This window comes from Arthrobacter sp. Z4-13, from assembly GCF_054792705.1.
The window spans coordinates 2030293-2048788 of the sequence record NZ_CP096459.1; the positions used below are offsets into that span (position 1 = coordinate 2030293).

The 18496-nt window shown below is 64.4% G+C and carries 16 protein-coding genes; 4 read left to right on the forward strand and 12 right to left on the reverse strand.

Annotation, left to right across the window (positions count from 1 at the left end; all coding sequences use genetic code 11):
• Positions 1-134 precede the first annotated feature (134 nt).
• Both M1E07_RS11070 and M1E07_RS11075 read right to left on the reverse strand, forming a co-directional pair.
• A complete protein-coding gene (locus M1E07_RS11070; RefSeq protein ID WP_104044002.1) occupies positions 135-524 on the reverse strand; it encodes a HesB/IscA family protein in 390 nt (129 codons plus the stop codon).
• A 203-nt stretch (positions 525-727) separates the two neighbouring features.
• Positions 728-2167, reverse strand: a complete 1440-nt coding sequence (locus M1E07_RS11075; RefSeq protein WP_461190240.1) for a M20/M25/M40 family metallo-hydrolase — start codon at positions 2165-2167, stop codon at positions 728-730.
• Positions 2168-2258: 91 nt separating this feature from the next.
• Here M1E07_RS11075 and M1E07_RS11080 point away from each other — a divergent pair, with 91 nt between their 5' ends.
• On the forward strand, positions 2259-2861 hold the full coding sequence (locus M1E07_RS11080; RefSeq protein ID WP_461190241.1) for a DUF3043 domain-containing protein: 603 nt from the start codon (positions 2259-2261) through the stop codon (positions 2859-2861).
• Between the two features lie 130 nt (positions 2862-2991).
• Here M1E07_RS11080 and M1E07_RS11085 read toward each other — a convergent pair whose 3' ends face one another.
• Positions 2992-4062, reverse strand: a complete 1071-nt coding sequence (locus M1E07_RS11085; protein WP_461190242.1) for a quinone-dependent dihydroorotate dehydrogenase — start codon at positions 4060-4062, stop codon at positions 2992-2994.
• Positions 4063-4137: 75 nt separating this feature from the next.
• On the opposite strand from M1E07_RS11085, the gene M1E07_RS11090 reads away from it, so the two are divergent.
• A complete protein-coding gene (locus M1E07_RS11090; RefSeq protein ID WP_461190243.1) occupies positions 4138-5133 on the forward strand; it encodes an alpha/beta hydrolase in 996 nt (331 codons plus the stop codon).
• Between the two features lie 22 nt (positions 5134-5155).
• Here M1E07_RS11090 and M1E07_RS11095 read toward each other — a convergent pair whose 3' ends face one another.
• The 3 genes from M1E07_RS11095 to leuA all read right to left on the reverse strand — a co-directional run bounded on the left by M1E07_RS11095 (position 5156) and on the right by leuA (position 8592).
• Positions 5156-5998 carry an isoprenyl transferase gene (locus M1E07_RS11095; RefSeq protein WP_461190244.1) on the reverse strand — a complete coding sequence of 281 codons (843 nt, stop codon included), beginning with the start codon at positions 5996-5998 and terminating at the stop codon, positions 5156-5158.
• 2 nt (positions 5999-6000) lie between these two features.
• The gene (recO, locus tag M1E07_RS11100) at positions 6001-6753 is read right to left on the reverse strand and encodes a DNA repair protein RecO (protein WP_461190245.1); all 753 of its coding nucleotides are present in this window, start codon (positions 6751-6753) and stop codon (positions 6001-6003) included.
• A gap of 99 nt (positions 6754-6852) precedes the next feature.
• Positions 6853-8592: a 2-isopropylmalate synthase gene (gene leuA, locus M1E07_RS11105; RefSeq protein ID WP_461190246.1), complete on the reverse strand. Its 1740-nt coding sequence runs from the start codon at positions 8590-8592 to the stop codon at positions 6853-6855.
• A gap of 252 nt (positions 8593-8844) precedes the next feature.
• Between leuA and M1E07_RS11110 the strand changes: the two genes are divergently transcribed.
• A complete protein-coding gene (locus tag M1E07_RS11110; protein ID WP_461190247.1) occupies positions 8845-10797 on the forward strand; it encodes a M13 family metallopeptidase in 1953 nt (650 codons plus the stop codon).
• A gap of 76 nt (positions 10798-10873) precedes the next feature.
• Here M1E07_RS11110 and M1E07_RS11115 read toward each other — a convergent pair whose 3' ends face one another.
• From M1E07_RS11115 to M1E07_RS11135, 5 genes are all read right to left on the reverse strand, one after another.
• Positions 10874-12328, reverse strand: coding sequence for an LCP family protein (locus tag M1E07_RS11115; protein ID WP_461190379.1), 1455 nt, complete (start codon positions 12326-12328; stop codon positions 10874-10876).
• 215 nt (positions 12329-12543) lie between these two features.
• A complete protein-coding gene (era, locus tag M1E07_RS11120) occupies positions 12544-13503 on the reverse strand; it encodes a GTPase Era (protein ID WP_461190248.1) in 960 nt (319 codons plus the stop codon).
• Positions 13487-14818: a hemolysin family protein gene (locus M1E07_RS11125; protein ID WP_461190249.1), complete on the reverse strand. Its 1332-nt coding sequence runs from the start codon at positions 14816-14818 to the stop codon at positions 13487-13489. The genes era and M1E07_RS11125 overlap by 17 nt, the downstream gene beginning before the upstream one ends.
• Positions 14815-15288, reverse strand: a complete 474-nt coding sequence (gene ybeY / locus M1E07_RS11130) for an rRNA maturation RNase YbeY (RefSeq protein ID WP_461190250.1) — start codon at positions 15286-15288, stop codon at positions 14815-14817. Before ybeY ends, M1E07_RS11125 begins: the two co-directional genes overlap by 4 nt.
• Complete coding sequence (locus M1E07_RS11135; protein ID WP_461190251.1) at positions 15285-16373, reverse strand: PhoH family protein; 1089 nt, start codon at positions 16371-16373, stop codon at positions 15285-15287. Before M1E07_RS11135 ends, ybeY begins: the two co-directional genes overlap by 4 nt.
• Positions 16374-16733: 360 nt before the next feature.
• Between M1E07_RS11135 and M1E07_RS11140 the strand changes: the two genes are divergently transcribed.
• The gene (locus M1E07_RS11140; RefSeq protein WP_461190252.1) at positions 16734-17693 is read left to right on the forward strand and encodes a GerMN domain-containing protein; all 960 of its coding nucleotides are present in this window, start codon (positions 16734-16736) and stop codon (positions 17691-17693) included.
• A gap of 19 nt (positions 17694-17712) precedes the next feature.
• On the opposite strand, the gene M1E07_RS11145 is transcribed toward M1E07_RS11140, so the two are convergent.
• Positions 17713-18495, reverse strand: coding sequence for a 16S rRNA (uracil(1498)-N(3))-methyltransferase (locus tag M1E07_RS11145; RefSeq protein ID WP_461190253.1), 783 nt, complete (start codon positions 18493-18495; stop codon positions 17713-17715).
• Position 18496 lies beyond the last annotated feature (1 nt).

The following is an 18496-nucleotide window of genomic DNA, read 5'->3' on the forward strand; positions in this document are numbered from 1 at the left end:
GGCACACTAAAAGTTTTACTACTCGGTGTAGAGCTTACCGCTCCCCCGGGCGTTTCGCCCACATGTCGGCGCCGTGCCTCCATCCGTTTTGAACGGCAGGAGGCGCGGCGCCGGCATCGGGCGAAATAACCGGCTTAGTGGAAGGAGTCTCCACAGGCGCAGGAGCCGCCGGCGTTCGGGTTGTCGATGGTGAAGCCCTGCTTAGCGATGGTGTCCTCAAAGTCGATGCTGGCACCGCTGAGGTACGGAACGCTCATCTTGTCCACAACAACTTCGACGCCGTCATAGTCGCGGACAGCGTCTCCGTCCAGGAGCCTCTCATCGAAGTAGAGCTGGTAGATCAGTCCTGAGCAGCCGCCAGGCTGCACAGCAACCCGGAGCCGCAGATCCGTGCGGCCTTCCTGCTCCAGAAGGCTGCGGACCTTGCCGGCTGCGACGTCGGTCAGGTTGACCTCGTGGACGGGCAGCTCTTCACTGGCCGCGCTGGTGGTCTGGGTGCTGTTCTCGTTGGTTGCGGTGCTCATTGGCCTACCTTCTTAGGACGGTCTGGCGGCTCCGCGGAAGCGGTGCCTGCCCCTACGGATTCGGTATGGGCTATAGCTACATGCTACGCGGGGCGCACCAGTAGCTCTAACTCCTGACGTAACCACGGAAAGCCCTCCCTTGTTCCCGGGGAGCCCTCGTCCAGCCGTCGCTTCAGGGTTGCCCGGGAAGACGGGCGCCGTCCCTAGAGTCCGTCGTTCAGGCGTGACAGCAACAATGCTTCCGCAAGGATCGCCTTCCGGAAATCACCAAGGTGCAGTGACTCGTTGGCGCTGTGCGCCCGGGAGTCCGGGTCCTCGACTCCCGTCACGAGGATCTGAACGTCCGGGTACAGCTCGGTCAGGTCGGCAATAAACGGAATGGAACCGCCGATGCCTGTCTCCACTGCCTCGACGCCCCATGCTTCCCCCAAGGCCCACATCGCCAGCCCGGCAGCGGCCGAAGAAGTGTCCGTCTGGAACGGGTTGCCGCTCTCCCCCGGGGTGAAGGTTACTTTGGCACCGAAGGGAGCGTGCGCCTCCACATGACTGCGAACGGCCTCCATCGCCTCTTCGGGGACCTGTCCCGGCGCAAGCCGCAGGCTGAACTTGGCCCGCGCCCTCGGCAGCAGGGTGTTTGAGGCCACGTCAACCGCAGGTGCGTCAAAACCGATGATGGACAGCGCCGGCTTGGTCCAGAGCCGCGAGGCGATGCTGCCTGAGCCGGCGAGGCGGACGCCGTCGAGCACTGACGCGTCCGCACGGTAGTCGGCCTCCGGGAACTCCACCGCCGCATTGTCGAAGGCGACGAGCCCCTGGATGGCGACATTGCCGTCGTCGTCATGGAGGGTGGCGATCAGTCGGGACAGCAGGGTGGGAGCGTCCAGCACAGGTCCCCCAAACATCCCCGAATGGACCGCGTGCTCCAGGACCTGGACTTCGATGGTCCCGTCCACCAGCCCGCGGAGGCTTGTTGTCAGGGCCGGAACGCCCACTTTCCAGTTGCTTGAATCAGCGACGACGATGACATCAGCCCGAAGCAGTTCCCGGTGTGCCTCCAGGAAAGGCCGGAAGGTTGGAGAACCGGCTTCCTCCTCGCCCTCGAAAAAGAACGTCACGCCGAGGCCGAGGCCGGCCCCGAGAACTTCGGAGGCCGCCGCGTACGCAGCGATGTGGGCCATGATGCCGGCTTTGTCATCTGCTGCCCCGCGGCCGTAGAGCCGCCCGTCCTTCTCAACAGCGGTGAAGGGTGCCGTCTCCCACAGGCCTTCGTCACCAGCAGGCTGGACGTCGTGGTGCGCATACAACAGGATGGTGGGCTTGCCTTCTGCAGCTGGCCGGCGGGCGACGACGGCGGGGCCGCCGGGAGTGCCGTCCGGCTTGTCGCAGCCCAGGATCTGCACTTCCTCCAGGCCCGTGGCGCGGAGGAGCTCTGCCACGGCTTCGGCGCTGCGTTCGAGCGGCGACCGGTCGAAGCTGGGCCAGGCGATGCCCGGAATCGCAACCAGTTCCTTAAGGCGGACCAGCGTGGCATCAAAGGAGCGGTCGATTGCTGCCCGGAGGTCTTCCGTGCCTGGGTTGAGGTTGAAGCCCGAAGGTGTGCGGCCATCGAGGTTGTCGGGGGTAGCCGTTGCAGATGAAGTCATGGAAAAAACATTACCCTCGTCACATTCAACGGCCTGGCAGCCCTGACGCCGGGCAGGAAGGCCGCGCCTTCCCGCAAGGTATTCTGGTCAGGTGTTCGGACGTAAAAAGGAAGCGCCCTCGGCGCAGGAAATAATAGACCAGCAGGCTGCCGAAGCTGCAGCCCGGCAGAACGGCATAGCAGGCAAGGGAGCCCCCACTCCAACGCGCAAGGCCCAGGAGGCTGCGCGCAAGCGCCCCTTGGTACCGGAGGACCGCAAAGCCTCAAAGGCTGCCGAGCGCCAGGTTATCCAGGACCAGCGGCTCAAGATGCGCCAGGCCCTGGACACCGGCGACGAAAAGTTCCTGCCGCTGCGCGACAAGGGCCCCCAGAAGCGGTTCACCCGTGACTATGTGGACGCCCGGTTCAGCCTCGGGGAATACCTGATGTTCGGCGCCCTGGTATTTGTCCTCGTATCCCTGGTGGTGCCGGCGTCCAGCGACCTGATGATTTATGTTCTGGGCGGTTTCTGGGTGATGTTCCTGGCCGTCTTTCTTGACGTGTTCATCCTGTCCCGCAAGCTCCGCAAGCGGTTGACCGAAAAGTTCGGCGAGGTGGAGCGCGGGACCGTCTGGTACGGCTCCATGCGTTCCCTGCAGTTCCGCAAGCTGCGGCTGCCCAAGCCACAGGTCAAGCGCGGACAGTACCCCGCCTGACTTTCCTCCTGCGTCCCCCTTCAACAGACAACGAAACCCCGGCGGACTTTCCGCCGGGGTTTCGTTGTAGCTGGAAGGGTACGGGCTGACCTGCCCCTGGTAGGGCCCAGCCGTTTTGGCCTGTCCGCGCCTAGGGACGCCGGTTCTTCGCCAACTGCCGGTTGATGCGGGATGCCCAGAACGGCCCCTCGTACAGGAAGGCGGTGTAGCCCTGAACCAGCGTTGCCCCGGCGTCGAGCCTGTCCTGGACATCCTGCGCAGTTTCCACGCCGCCTACGGCCACCAAGGTCAGGGAATCGCCCGTGACTTTCTTGAGCCGCCGCAGCACTTCAAGGGACCGCTGCTTCAGCGGTGCACCGGAAAGTCCGCCGGAACCGCACTTTTCCACCTGTTCGGCCGGGGAGGCCAGCCCCGTCCTCGCGATGGTGGTGTTGGTGGCAATGATGCCGTCAAGCTTCAGGTCCAGCGCAAGGCGGGCGACGTCGTCGATGTCCTCATCGCTCAGGTCCGGGGCGATTTTCACCAGCAGGGGGACATGGCGCCCCGCTGCCCGGTCCGCCTCATCACCCACCGCCGTGAGCAGCGGCCGCAGGCTTTCCACATCCTGCAGGAGCCGCAGGCCCGGGGTGTTGGGCGAACTGACGTTGACCACCAGGTAATCAGCGGCGGGCGCGAGGCTGCGGGCACTGACCAGGTAGTCCTCCACCGCATCTGCCAGTTCCACAACTTTGGTCTTGCCAATGTTGACGCCGATGACAGGGCGCACCGAAGGGTGCCTGCGCTGAAGTCCGGCGCGGGCTGCCTTGAGGCGGGGGGCAACGGCGGTGGCGCCGTCGTTATTGAATCCCATCCTGTTGATCACTGCCCGGTCCTGTACCAGGCGGAAGAGGCGCGGCTTTGCGTTGCCGGGCTGGGCCTGCCCGGTGATGGTGCCCACCTCTACGTGCCCGAACCCGAGTTGGCTCAGCGCCTCTATGCCGTGGCCCTCCTTGTCGAAGCCGGCTGCGAGACCGAAGGGCGAGGGAAAGGTCAGGCCGAAGGCCGTTGTCTCGAGTGACGGTGCGGGCGCCGTCAGTTTTTCCAGTGCCCTCCCGGCTCCGGAACGATGCGCCAGCCGGATGGCCTTGAAGCCGATCTTATGGGCGCGCTCGGCGTCCATCCATGAAAAGGCCAGCCTGAAGAATGTGGGATAAACGCGCATGCCTCCAGTCTTCCGTCTCGGCAGGCGCAGACCAAAATGGCACAGCCTGTTCTGATAGCGGACTAGCATAAAGTCATGGAATGGCAGCGGGACATCCTGGGCGAGGAATTCGAGTCCCATGCCTTCACCGCTGCCGGAGTTGACGGCGTGGAGCGGACAGCAACCCTGGTCCGCTTTCGTGCTGCCGCAGGTGCTGTCCCCGCCCCGCCCGGGTACCGCAGCGCGGTCCTTTTCCTGCACGGCTGGAGTGATTATTTCTTCAATGTGGACCTTGCGCGCTTCTGGTCCTCGGCCGGCTACGACTTTTATGCGCTGGATATGCATAACCACGGCCGGAGCCTGCGGCCGCAGTCTCCGGGCGGTTACGTCTCGAACCTCTCCGACTATGACGCAGAAATTGACATGGCGTGCCGCCTGATCCGCCAGGAGGGTGTTACCCGGCCACTGACTTTGATGGGGCATTCAACGGGAGGGCTGGTGGCGGCGCTCTGGACCAGCGGGCATCCGGGGGCTGTGTCGCAGCTCATCCTCAACAGCCCGTGGCTGGAAATGCATGGAAGCGCGCTGGTGCGGCGGGCGGCCTCAAGCATGGTGGGGCCGGTTGCCCGCTTCCGGCCGGAGGCTGTGCTGAGGCTTCCGGAGCGGGGTTTCTACTGGCGCACCATCAGCAATTCTGCGGACGGGGAATGGGCGCTGGATGACCGGTACCGTCCACCCATGGCGTTTCCGGTGCGCGCCGGTTGGCTCAGTGCGGTACTCGCGGGCCACAACAGGGTGGCACGCGGACTCAACATCGAGGTTCCCATCCTGGTGATGCTGTCCAGGGGAAGCGCGAACGGGCTCTTCTGGTCCGAAGAGATGCGCCGTACCGACGCCGTGCTTGATGTCAACGTTATTGCTGCCCGCGCCCTCACCCTCGGCCGGACAGTGACGGTGGAACGGATCGAGGGTGCGTTGCACGATGTGTTCCTCTCTCCGGCCGCCGTGCGCGCCGATGCCTATGCAAGGCTGGCGCGCTGGCTTCGCGCGTACGGGGACCTGCCGGACGGAGATACACCGCAACAGCCCTGACCGGGTTATGTTGCTGAGCGGGTTACTGCGCCGGGCCCGCCCCGTCAACAGGCTTCGCCGCGTCCACGGCGCCGCCGTAGCGGCGGTCCCGCTGTGCGTACTCTTCCACTGCTGCCCACAGCGTCCGGCGGTCGACATCCGGCCACAGGGTGTCCATAAACACGAACTCGGCGTAGGCGGACTGCCAAAGCAGGAAGTTGGACAGCCGTTGCTCCCCCGAGCTGCGCAGGAACAGGTCAACGTCCGGAAGGTCCGGCTCGTCAAGGTACTTCTGAATGGTCCGCTCCGTGATGGCACCGGGTTTGAGCCTGCCGGCTGCGACCTCGGCGGCAATGGCGGACACAGCGTCCGTAATCTCCGCCCGTCCCCCGTAATTAACACACATGGTTAACGTGCAGGTGCTGTTGCCGGCGGTAAACTCTTCAGCCTCTTCGAGTTCCCGGATCACCGAACCCCAAAGCCTCGGCCGCCGGCCGGACCACCGGACGCGCACGCCCCATTCGTCGAGCTGGTTCCGCTGCCTTCGCAGCACTTCCTTGTTGAATCCCATGAGGAAGCGCACTTCCTCCGGGGACCGGCGCCAGTTCTCCGTGGAAAAGGCGTAGACACTGACGTACTCGATGCCCAGCTCAATGGCCCCCGCCATGACATCCAGCAGGGCTGGCTCCCCGGCCTTATGGCCTTCTATCCTCGGCAAGCCGCGCTGGTTGGCCCACCGGCCGTTGCCGTCCATCACCACGGCAACATGCCGGGGAATGAATTCCGCCGGGATCGAAGGGGCCACCGCGCCGGAGGGGTGCGGGTAAGGGGCAACCACGGGGTGGCTGCGCTGTCGGGGTGCGTTGTTCTTTTTTCCCAGGGCCACTGTCAGCTGCGCTCCACATGTTTGAGGGACTTCAATACTCGTTCAAGATGCCACTGCAGGTAGGCAGCCACCAAGCCGGCGGCCTCCTTGCGGTGCACAGGCAGGGACCCGTCGGCCGTGGCCCAGTCTCCCGTCAGCAGCGCCGCGAGCAGGACCACTGTCTCCGGCGCCGGCGCCGGTGACCCCGGCGGCCTGCATCCGCCGCAAACCATGCCTCCCACCGGGGCGGAAAAAGCGCTGTGCGGGCCCGGCAGCCCACAGCGGGCGCAGTCCGTGAAGCTGGGCGCCCACCCGCCGGTGGCGAGTGCCCGCAGCAGGTAGGAATCCAGGATGAGCCCGGCGGCATGTTCGTTCCGGCTCAGGGACGCAAGGGCGCCGACCAACAGGTTGTACTGGGCGGTTCCGGACTCGCCGTCAACATCAGTGAGCTTCTCCGCGGTCTCAGTCATGGCGGCAGCTACGGTGTAGCGGCCATAGTCTGCGGCAATGTCTCCGCCGTAAGCCCCCTTGGCCACGGCCTGGGTCACGATGTCCAGCGTCTTTCCGGACACAAGCTGCAGGTCCGCCACCATAAAAGGCTCTAGGCGGGCACCGAACCGGCTGCTGGTGCGCCGGACTCCTTTGGCAACAGCCCGGACCTGGCCGTGATGCTTGGTCAGCAGGGTGATGATGCGGTCCGCCTCACCGAGCTTGTGGGTACGGAGCACGACGGCGTCGTCCCGGTACGCGCGGGAAGCGAAAGAGTGTTGGGCCACGCCTTTATCTTCCCATCCTTTGCGGGCACCGTCCTGGCGGCGGTTGGGGGGTCCCGTCGTTGTGCCGCCGGGAGATCCCGGCGGCACACCGACGGTGCGTCAGGCCTGGGCGTCCCGGATAGCTCGGTTCACGGCGGAAATAACAGCCTTCAAAGACGACATGCTGGTGTTGGCGTCAATCCCCACGCCCCACAGCACGCGCTCCCCCACTGCGCACTCCACGTAGGCGGCTGCCATCGCGTTGCCGCCCTCGGAAAGGGCGTGCTCGCTGTAGTCCAGCACGCGCACATCCACGCCGTCCTCGCGGAGAATGCTCAGCAGCGCGGCGATGGGGCCGTTGCCCGTGCCGGTGCGACGGACCTGGACGCCGTCCACGGTGAGGGACGCGTCAAGCGTCATGCCGCCGTCGTCATCCGTCTCGGTGCTGACGGAGCCCAGGGAATAACGGCCCCACTGTCCGTCCGTCTTGCCGGACGGCAGGTATTCGTCCTGGAAGACCTGCCACAGCTGCGCTCCGCTTACTTCGCCGCCCACCGTGTCGGTACGCTTCTGGATGACGCCGGAAAATTCGATCTGGGCGCGGCGCGGCAGGTCCAGGCTGTGCTCGTTCTTGAGCAGGTAGGCAACGCCGCCCTTGCCGGACTGCGAGTTGACCCGGATAACAGCCTCGTAGCTGCGGCCCAGGTCCTTGGGATCGACCGGCAGGTACGGGACCTGCCAGGTGAAGTCGGAAACGTCCTTGCCGGCCGCGGCGGCATCCCGTTCCAGGGCCTCGAAGCCCTTCTTGATGGCGTCCTGGTGGGACCCGGAGAATGCCGTGAAAACGAGGTCACCGCCGTAGGGTGAACGCTCGGCGACGGGCAGCTGGTTGCAATACTCCACTGTCCGGCGGATATCGTCGATGTTGGAGAAGTCGATCATGGGGTCGATGCCCTGCACAAAGAGGTTCAGGCCCAGGGTGACCAGGTCCACGTTGCCGGTCCGCTCTCCGTTGCCGAAGAGGCAGCCCTCAATCCGGTCGGCACCGGCCATGTAGCCCAGTTCGGCCGCCGCGACGCCCGTCCCTCGGTCATTGTGGGGGTGCAGGGACAGGATGATGCCTTCGCGCGGGTGCAGGTGGCGGCTCATCCACTCGATCGAGTCAGCGTAAACGTTCGGAGTGGCCATTTCCACGGTGGCAGGCAGGTTGATGATCACCTGGCGGTCCGCGGAAGCCTCAAAAACGTCGGCGACGGCGTTGCAGACCCGCACTGCGTATTCGAGCTCCGTGCCGGTAAAGGATTCCGGCGAGTACTCGTAGGTCACGTGCGTGTCCACGAGGGTCTCTTCGTACTTTTTGCACAGCCGCGCACCCTGGAGCGCGATGTCCAGGATTCCGTCCTCATCCTGGTTGAAGACCACGCGGCGCTGCAGCACGGAGGTGGAGTTGTAGAGGTGGACGATGGCCTGCTTGGCACCCACCAGGGACTCGTAGGTCCGCTCGATCAGGTGCTCGCGGGCCTGGGTCAGGACCTGGATGGTGACGTCGTCCGGAATGTGGTTGCCCTCGATGAGCTGGCGGACAAAGTCGAAGTCCGTCTGGGAAGCGGACGGAAAACCTACCTCGATCTCTTTGTAGCCCATGCGGACGAGCAGATCGAACATCTTCATCTTGCGGGCCGGGCTCATGGGGTCGATCAACGCCTGGTTGCCGTCGCGCAGGTCCACTGCGCACCAGCGGGGAGCCTTGGTGATCAGCTTGTCCGGCCAGGTGCGGTCCGGCAGCTCAACTGTGATCTGGTCCTGGAACGGCGTGTAGCGGTGGGCGGGCATTCCGGAGGACTTCTGTGCGTTTCGCATTACTATCGGGGCCTTTTCTGTGGTTCTTCCTTGAAAGGGTGGCCGGGCAACACAAACTCCGCAGCGAGGGTGGGCCTTGCGCTAGATCGCGTCTGAGGCCTCGCCGCGGCAGCTAAGAAGAAGAAGCTCTGCACGCACCATTTGAGAGTAACACGGGTGCGTAAGATGAAAGGGCACTACCGTCCGTTACGTCCACCATGCAGACGCCGACCGGTATTTCGCCGGCCCAGGTCTGCATAAAAAGGAGCTTCAGTGCCCACTTCGGGGATCGACCTGTCCACCTTTGATAACACCGTCCGGCCGCAGGATGACCTCTACCAGCACGTGAACGGCGCGTGGCTCAAGGCTACCGAAATACCCGATGACCGGCCCCTTGAAGGCACCTTCACGGCCCTGCGCGATGGTTCTGAAATCGCCGTGCGCGACATCATCGAGGAAGCAGCGGCGAAGGGCCCGGCCGCCAGCGGCATCGAGCAGAAAGTCGGCGACCTCTACAACAGCTTCATGGACGAAGCTGCCGTTGAAGCCAAGGGCATGGAACCAATCCGCCAGCGGCTCGCGGACGTCTTTGCCACCACCTCGGTGACGGACCTGGTTGCCCTGGCAGGCAGGCTGTTCCGGGCCGATGTTGGCGGACTTTTCTACATCTATCCCGCTCCTGATGCCGGCAACCCGGACCGGGTCCTTCTTTACACCGGCCAGGGCGGCCTGGGACTCCCCGATGAGTCCTACTACCGGGAAGAAAAGTTCGCACCGATGGTCGCCGCCTACGGCGAACACGTCAAGACGATGCTGAATCTGGCGGGCGTTCCGGATGCGGACGCTGCTGCCGGGCGGGTGGTAGCGCTTGAGACCAAGCTGGCGTCCCACCACTGGGACAACGTCACGCTTCGGGACCCGCAAAAGACCTACAACCTTAAATCCGCGGACGAGGCCTCCGCCCTGTTCCCGCTGCTTCCAACCTGGTTCGACGCCGCGGGTATTGATAAGGAGAAGCGGCAGGAGATCGTGGTGAGCACTCCCCCGTTCTTCGATGGCGCTGCCGGCCTTCTCGGGTCCGAGCCACTGGCCCACTGGCAGGAATGGCTGGCCATGCGGGTTGTCAGCGCCGCAGCCCCATACCTCTCCTCGGCATTCGTTGACGCCAACTTCGCGTTCTACGGGACCACCATCAGCGGCACCCCTCGGAACAAGGACCGCTGGAAGCGTGGCGTGGGTGTGGTGGAAGGCGGCCTCGGGGAAGCGGTGGGACAGATTTATGTTGCCCGGCACTTCCCCGAAACACACAAGGCCCGCATGCAGACGCTCGTCGCCAACTTGATTGAGGCCTACCGCCAAAGCATCACCGGTGTCGGCTGGATGGGCGAGGAGACCAAGGCCGAGGCGCTTCGGAAGCTGGAGGGGTTCCGGGCGAAAATCGGTTACCCGGAGAAGTGGATTGACTACTCCGCCGTGCAGATCGACCCCGCCGATCTGCTGGGCAATGTGGAAAGGGCACACAATGCCGACGTCGACCGGCACCTTGATGAGGTGGGCAAGCCGGTGGACCGCAACAAGTGGCTGATGACCCCGCAGACCGTCAACGCCTACTACCACCCCATGATGAACGAAATTGTTTTCCCGGCGGCGATCCTCCAGCCCCCGTTCTTCACCGCGGACGCGGACGACGCCGTTAACTATGGCGGCATCGGGGCAGTCATCGGGCACGAAATCGGCCACGGCTTTGATGACCAGGGATCACAGTTCGACGGCGGCGGGGCGCTGCGGAACTGGTGGACCGATGAGGACCGGCAGGCCTTCGAACAGCTCACCGCCAGGCTGGTGGCGCAATACGATGCACTTTCCCCCTACGCTGCGCCGGAGCATAACGTCAATGGACGTCTTACGCTTGGTGAAAACATCGGCGACCTCGCCGGCCTGGCCATCGCCTACAAGGCCTACCTGATCAGCCTTGACGGCAAGGAGCCGGAAGTCCTGGACGGCCTTACAGGACAGCAGCGCTTCTTCGCATCCTGGGCAGCAGGCTGGCGGCAGGTGATCCGCAGCGAAGAAGCCATCCGCAGGCTGGCAACGGACCCGCACTCGCCCAACGAATTCCGGACCAATGCCATCGCGAAGAACCTGGACGCCTTCCACGAGGCTTTTGAGGTCACTGACCAGGACGGCATGTGGATGCCACCCCAGGAGCGCGTCAGCATCTGGTGACAACCAAAACTGGGGCCCACCGTTGAAAATCACACGGCGGGCCCCAGGTTTTTTTGTCGCTCAGATGCGGTGCCTGCTAGCTGACCACGATGAGGGCCGGGTTGGCCTGCTGGCAGCGGGAGTCCCCGGCAGTCTGGTTAACGATGTCTTTCGGCAGCGCCACTGAGCCGCCGTAGGTGGCACCGGAGGTGAAGTCGGTGCCCAGGTAAACCTGGACGCCCGACACTGCTGGAGCCGGCAGGATCTGCGCCGCCGGGATTTTAAGCATTGCGGCAACGTCAACAGCCACGTCCTCGAAGCCAACGCCATAGTAGACAGCGGACTGTTCCACGGCGGTCGCTTCAAACTGTCCGGTCTGGGTGAACCCACCGCCAATCAGGGCCTGCACGATTTCCTGTTGGCGCCCTGGCACACCGCTGCCGTTGGCAACCGTGACAGGCTGGAGCGCCTTGTCGTAGGGCGGCAGCGGAGGAGCGGTTTCCGTGGGAGCCGCCGTGGGCGGGGCCTTGGTTTCGGTGGGTGCAGGTTTGGCTGGAGCGGTGGGGTCGGTCAGGTCAATGTCCTGCCGCATCGCAGAAAACAGCTGGGAGCCTGCCGGTTCGGCGACCTGCAGCCTGTTCGGGTCAACAACGGCGGGCGTGGTGGGTACCGCTACGAACGCGACCTTGCTGATGTCGATGTCCTTGAGCCGGTTACCGATGGTGAGCAGGCTGGGCACTGAAGCCAGTCCCTCGTCGACGGTCAGGTTCTGAGTGACTACGTCCGCGATTGTCAGCATTTTGCGGGGGTCGGACAGCGTGCCTTCATCCTTGATTTTTCGGGTCAGGGACGACAGGAACCCCTGCTGGGCCTTGATGCGGCCCAAGTCGCTGCCGTCGACAAATGCGTGGCGGGTCCGCAGGAAGGCGAGGGCCATCTCACCCTCGACCGCAGACGTGCCTTTGGGAAGCCGGAGCCCGGAATCCGGGTCGTGCACGGCATCACTGATGCACACTTCCACGCCGCCCACCGCCTTGGACAGTTCCTTCACCGCGTTGAAGTCCGCCATCATAAAGTGGTCCACTTCCAGGCCGGTCAGCTTGTTGACGGTGTCCACGGCGCAGCCGATGCCGGCCTCGTTCATTGCTTCGTTGATCATCACACCGCTCCGGGCAGGAAAGGTCCGCTCGGTTTCCCCGTCCGTGCACTCGGGAATGTCCACCAGCAGATCGCGCGGGAAACTGATGACGCTCACGCGTTTATTGTCTTCGGAGATGTCCATCAGCATCATGACGTCAGACTTCCCGTAACCCTTGGAATCATCGGCCGAACCGTAGGCCGCGTTTTTGCCGTCGCGGGTGTCCGAGCCCAGGATCAGGATCTGCATCCGCCCGGTCGCTTCGCTCACAGGTTCATTATTGCCCCCGCCTGCATTCAATGGAGCCTTGGTGATGTTGTTCTGGAGACGCAAAAACCAGAATCCGGCGAACGCGAGGGCACCGACGAGGGCCACCGACAGCACGCCCGTGGTAATTTTCAGCCAGAGCGGCATCCCGCGCACAGGGCCAAAGTGGCGGGCGGCTCCAACGGTGCCATCATCCGCGTGCCGGGACACCGGTCCCCCTGCTGACAGGTCAGCTCCGATTTCACGCTTGTCGCGGCCTCGCCCCACGTGGTGAACCTTCCTCTAGATTCTGAATCCGGTCCATCTTAATGGTCCAGGCTGGGAAATCCCCGGACGGCCCCGCGGCCGAACGTATTAAAGCGTCAGAAGCCCAGCTTGACCAGCTGTTTCGGGTCCCGCTGCCAGTCTTTGGCTACCTTCACGTGCAGGTCAAGGTAGATGCGGGTCCCCAGCAGCGCCTCAATTCCCTTGCGCGCGTTCGTGCCCACCTCGCGCAGCCGGCTGCCTCCTTTGCCGATGATGATGGCCTTTTGGGACGGGCGTTCGACATAGAGGTTCACGCGCACGTCCAGCAGCGGGCTGTCCTCCGGACGGTCCTCCCGGGGCACGATTTCTTCGACAACAACCGCAAGGGAATGCGGCAGTTCGTCCCGGACGCCCTCCAGCGCCGCTTCCCGGATCAGCTCGGCGACCATCACGGCTTCCGGCTCGTCGGTCAGCTCCCCGTCAGGGTACAGCGGGGGCGACGGCGGCATGTGGCTGATCAGTACGTCAGCTACGGTTTTGACCTGGAAGCCGTCAGCGGCGGATACCGGAACAATGTCCTTCCAGCCATCCTCCCCCAGCACTTCCTGCCCGAGCGCGGCGACCGCCAGCAGCTGCTCGGTGAGCGCCTGCCGGTCTACCAGGTCCGCTTTGGTGACGATGGCGATAACAGGCTGGCGGCCAACAGCTGCCAGCTGGGCGGCGATGTATTTGTCGCCGGGTCCGATCTTTTCGTTGGCGGGCAGGCAGAACCCGATGGCGTCCACCTCCGCGAGTGTGTCCGCCACAAGGTCGTTCAGGCGCTTTCCCAGGAGCGTGCGGGGACGGTGCAGGCCCGGTGTGTCCACAAGGATCAGCTGAGCGTCCTCGCGGTGCACGATCCCGCGGATGGTGTGGCGGGTGGTCTGCGGCTTCGCGGAGGTGATAGCCACTTTCTTGCCCACCAGCGCGTTTGTCAGGGTGGACTTGCCGGCATTGGGACGGCCCACCAGGACGGAAAACCCTGCCCGGAAGCCTCCGAAATCCTCGTCGGCTGCGGCCTTATTTTTCTTGCTCACGTGGAACTCCCTGCTGGGTTGCTTCCGCCTCCTGGAGGAGGTCTTCAAGGTCAGTGTCTACTTTTGGAACCTGCGCCGCAATGATGTGGCTGACCCGGTTCCGGCGGCCTTCGAGCCTTTCGGCGCGCAGCGACACACCGTCAACTTCCACGCTGCTGCCGACGATGGGCACACGGCCCAGCGCCTTCGCGAGCAGGCCGCCCACGGTGTCCACCTCGTCGTCGTCCAGCTCGATGTCAAAAAGCTCGCCGAGGTCATCGATGCTCATCCGGGCGCTCACGCGATAGGTGCCGTCGCCAAGCTCCACGGCCTCGGCGCTTTCGGTATCGTACTCGTCGACAATTTCGCCTACGATCTCCTCGATCAGGTCCTCTAGGGTGACAAGTCCGGCCGTACCGCCGTATTCGTCGATCACGATTGCCACGTGCGTGGATTCCTTCTGCAACTCACGCAGCAGATCGCTGACCTGCTTCGATTCGGGCACGTACCGCACTTCCCGGACCAGCGAATCCACCAGGGGCGGCTCCTCGCCGGGGGCCAGTTCATGCAGCACGGCGGCGACATCCTTGAGGTAGACGATGCCCAGGATGTGGTCCGTGTCTTCGCCAATGACAGGAATCCTGGAGTACCCCGAGCGCAGGAAGAGCGACATGGCACGGCGGAGGCTGGAGCCCGCTTCGATGCTGAGGATGTCTGTACGCGGCACCATCACGGCGCGGACCAGGGTGTCACCGAAATCGAAGACCGATTGGATCATCTCAGCCTCGGTGTCCTCGATCATGTCCGATTCGCTGGCCCGCTCTACGAGCTCACGGAATTCCTGCTCGCTGAAGAAAGCCTCGTCGCCGATTGGCGCGCCGGGGGCCGCGGCGCTGCCCAGGGCCACGAGCCACCCCGGGATGGGACCCAGCACCCAGGTCAGGAAACGGATCATCGGTGCCGTGAAGCGGACGACGGCGGCGGAGTGGAGCCTTCCAAGCTGGCGGGGAGAGACGCCCACGATGACGAATCCCAACAGGGCCATGATGCCGGTTGCAGCCAGCCCCGCAAGCCAGATGTTGTCGAGCAGGCTGTACAGCAGGACAGCGACGGCAACCGCCGAGGCCATCTCGAACCAGATGCGCCAGAACCGCAGCGCTCGGATATGGGCCACGGGTTGCGCCAGGATCCGGCGCATGGCGGTACCGCGGCTCTTCAGGAGTGCTTCCTCGGCGTCGTGCCGCGGAAGGAAGTTGAAGGCAGCCTCAGCTGCGGTCAGTACTGCCGCGACGCCCAGGAAAGCCAAGGCCATCACGACCAGGAGCAACGGGGTCACTGGGTGGTCTCGGCGGGCGCTTCTTTGCCTGTGAAGCCGGACAGGAGCTCGCGCTGGAGGCCGAACATCTCAGCCTTTTCCTCAGGCTCGGCATGGTCGTAGCCCAGCAGGTGAAGGATGCCGTGCGTCGTCAACAGCAGCATCTCGTCCTGCAGCGAGTGGCCGGCGTTCCTGGCCTGGGCGGTAGCAACCTGCGGGCACACTGCGATGTCCCCCAGCATGCCCTGGGGAGTGGGGCGGTCCGGGGTGCCCGGAGTCAGCTCGTCCATGGGTACGGACAGCACGTCAGTGGAGCCGGGCTCGTCCATCAGCTCGATGTGAAGCTTCTCCATCGCGGGCTCGTCCACAAGGAGAATGGACAATTCGGCCTGCGGATGGATATAGAGCTGCTCAAAGATGTATCTGGATAAAGCAACGAGCTCCGATTCGTCCACCTGCACGCCGGACTCGTTGTTCACCTCAATGCTCACGCGTGTTCCCCCCGTTTTTCCCGGCTTGCGGAATGCTTGACCCGGCTGCGCTGGACGTCGTCCCAGATGCTGTAGGCATTGACGATGTCGCCCACCAGGCGGTGCCGCACGACGTCGGCTGCGTCCAGGACGGAGAAGTTCACATCTTCTATGCCCTGCAGGATCTCCTCCACGATACGCAGCCCCGAGCGTGTGCCGAAGGGCAAGTCCACCTGTGTGACATCGCCGGTGACCACCATCTTGGATCCAAAGCCAAGCCGGGTGAGAAACATCTTCATCTGCTCGGGCGTGGTGTTCTGCGCCTCGTCCAAAATGATGAAGGCATCGTTGAGGGTGCGGCCGCGCATATAGGCCAGGGGCGCCACCTCAATGGTTCCCGCCGCCATAAGCCGCGGAATTGACTCCGGGTCCATCATGTCGTGCAGGGCATCGTACAGCGGACGCAGGTAGGGATCGATCTTGTCGCTCAACGTGCCGGGGAGGAAACCAAGCCGCTCCCCCGCTTCCACTGCCGGGCGGGTCAGGATGATCCGGCTGACCTCCTTTTGCTGCAGGGCCTGAACCGCTTTGGCCATTGCCAGGTAAGTCTTGCCCGTTCCGGCGGGCCCGATGCCGAAGATGACGGTGTTGTCGTCGATGGCGTCAACGTAGTTTTTCTGGTTCAGCGTTTTCGGCCGTATGGTCTTGCCGCGGCTGGACAGGATGTCGTGGGTCAGCACATCCACGGGGTTCTGCAAGGACTGGGTGCGCAGGAGTGCCACGAGCTGCTGCAGCACGGCCGGGCTGATGACCGTACCGCGGGCGACGAGTCCGCGGACCTCGTGAAGGAGCCGCATGATCCGCGGCACGTCTGCCGCCGGACCGCTGATGGAGAGCTCATTTCCCCTGACGTGGAAATTGACGGCAGGGAACTGTTCCTCGATGAACCGCAACGCCTCGTCGTGGCTGCCCAGAGACTGAACCATCTGGTCGGAATTGTCGAAGAGGACCACTTCGGTACGGACGCCGGGAAGTGTGTGGGGAAACTCCCCAGCTGTACCCTCGCCGGTGACAAGCCTGCGCTTTCCGTTAGCTGATTCAGTCATAGCGCCGGCCCGCAGGCCTGTGATCCCCTCGATGTTGAACAATAGCTGTTGGCTGGTCTGCGGCGGCTGTTTCCGTTGCTTCCAGCGGTACCTTCCATCCTACGCCAGCAGGCACTCCTGACCCCATACCGCACCAGGGCGTTGCCGGGCCCAGTCCTGACGGGCACAGCGGTTGTTCCCGTCATTAGGTATCAACTTCATATCGGCCTCATATCGTTCCAGTTGCAGTTGGACCGCTCGGCGCATCCCGGCACGTCTGCTCCCCGGGGCTGTGCAATGCTGGAAATCCAGCCTGCTGCTGGAACAACGGGGCCGACTGGGGATCGGCCTATCCCACCAGGAAAGGACAGGGCAATTAAGTTGCCGGAAACCGCAGCGCCCCGCCGCGCCCGAGGAGCCACCAGCTGCGCCCGTTCAGCGGTCCTTGCCGGTCTCCTGCTGGTGGTCCCTGCCCTGGCGGGCTGCATCGCGGAGCCTGGGCCCACCCCCACCGGCATTTTGTCCTCCAGCTCCGACGGCCCGGGAACCACGTCCGGCGCCCCTTCCACGAGCGCCCCATTGGAAACCACCCAGTCCTCCAACAAAGCGCCCGTCTACTGGATTGGCCGCAGCGACAGCAACGTCTTCCTTTACCGGGAATTTCGGGACGTTCCCGAGCAGGAAAATCCTGTGACGCGGGCCCTGCGCGCCATGATGTCCGAAAAGCCGCTGGATCCCGACTTCTTTACGCCATGGCAGAACCCCAGCCAGCTGGCCACCTCCATATCCGGCAAGGACGTCATCACGGTGGACCTGTCGGAGGATGCCTTCAACAGCAACCTCGACGCCGACATGGCGGCCCGGGCCGTCCAGCAGCTGGTCTACACGGCTACCGCGGCGGCTGCGAGTTCGGGGCTGATCGACTCCGGGCAGCAGATCCGCGTCCGGATCCTCGTGGACGGACACACCGAGTACGTCGCCTTCAACCACGTGCAGTTGGGCTCCCCCATGGCCCGCGCATCGGGACTCGTGGCCCCCGTATGGATTATCGACCCCCAGGAAAACGTTGAAGTGGCCGACGGCAGCGTCAAGATCACGGGGCGAAGCACCGTGCCGGGAGGCAAGCTCCGCTGGCAGATCCTGCAGTCCGGGGACGACGGGAGCAAGACTCCCTTCCTCACCGGTGAAACAACGGCAGCCGCGGATCCGGCCCAGGCGGGGGTATTCACCCTGGCCCTCACCCTGCCCGAGGGTGACTTCGAGTTGCGGGTGGCGCAGGCCTCAAACCCGGAGGGCCAGGAGGACGGCAGCGAAGACACCCGGAGCTTCAGGGTCCGTTAGCCCCCGCTCTTGCCGCTGCTCAGAGTACCGGCGCGGCCCAGCGGCCAAGGACGTCGCTAGCCAGAACCACGGCCGCAGGACCGGCTGTTGATGAGCGCAGCACATGGTGCCCCAGGAGGGCCGTCACGGCACCCTGGCCGCACAGCCTTGTCACTTCACGCTGGCTGATGCCGCCCTCGGGTCCGACGATCAAGAGCACTTCCTGTACTTCGCCGGAAGGCCCGGTTTCCAGCCACGTCTCCAGGACGGCCCGCAGCGGGCGAACGGCGTCCTCGTGAAGGACAACAGCAAGGCCGGCCGCCTCCACGGCGGTGGCGAGGCCGGCAGTGTCGACGGCGGCCCGCACCTCGGGGACCCAGGCACGGCGTGCCTGCTTGGCCGCGGCGGTGACAACGGACTGCCATTTTGCGTGCGCCCTGGCTGCCCGGTCACCTTTCCAGCGCACGATGGAACGTTCGGACTGCCATGGAATGACGGCGTCGATCCCCAGTTCGGTGGCCGTCTCGATCGCAAGCTCGTCCCGGTCCCCCTTAGCCAGGGCCTGGACCAGCACCAGCCTGGTGCGTGGTTGGTCCTCAACAACAACAGATGCGCATTCCACTTCGAGTCCGGAGGAGGAAGCGGCGGTAACCTTGCCGCTCATCCTGGTGCCGGCGCCGTCCACTATGTCCACCGCCTCGCCCGGAGCGAGCCGCTTAACCGTAACCGCGTGGCGCGCCTCGGGTCCCTCGAGGACAAAGATCCCTTCCGGCACCACCCGGTCCAAAGACCCGGGCGCGGTGAAAAAGACGGGGTTGCTCACC

Bases quoted from the DNA above. Each gene is read 5' to 3' on its own strand.
- M1E07_RS11070 (WP_104044002.1), bottom strand. From the start codon at position 524: ATGAGCACCGCAACCAACGAGAACAGCACCCAGACCACCAGCGCGGCC.
- M1E07_RS11075 (WP_461190240.1), bottom strand. From the start codon at position 2,167: ATGACTTCATCTGCAACGGCTACCCCCGACAACCTCGATGGCCGCACA.
- M1E07_RS11085 (WP_461190242.1), bottom strand. From the start codon at position 4,062: ATGCGCGTTTATCCCACATTCTTCAGGCTGGCCTTTTCATGGATGGAC.
- M1E07_RS11090 (WP_461190243.1), top strand. From the start codon at position 4,138: ATGGAATGGCAGCGGGACATCCTGGGCGAGGAATTCGAGTCCCATGCC.
- leuA (WP_461190246.1), bottom strand. From the start codon at position 8,592: ATGCGAAACGCACAGAAGTCCTCCGGAATGCCCGCCCACCGCTACACG.
- M1E07_RS11115 (WP_461190379.1), bottom strand. From the start codon at position 12,328: ATGCCGCTCTGGCTGAAAATTACCACGGGCGTGCTGTCGGTGGCCCTC.
- M1E07_RS11135 (WP_461190251.1), bottom strand. From the start codon at position 16,373: ATGACTGAATCAGCTAACGGAAAGCGCAGGCTTGTCACCGGCGAGGGT.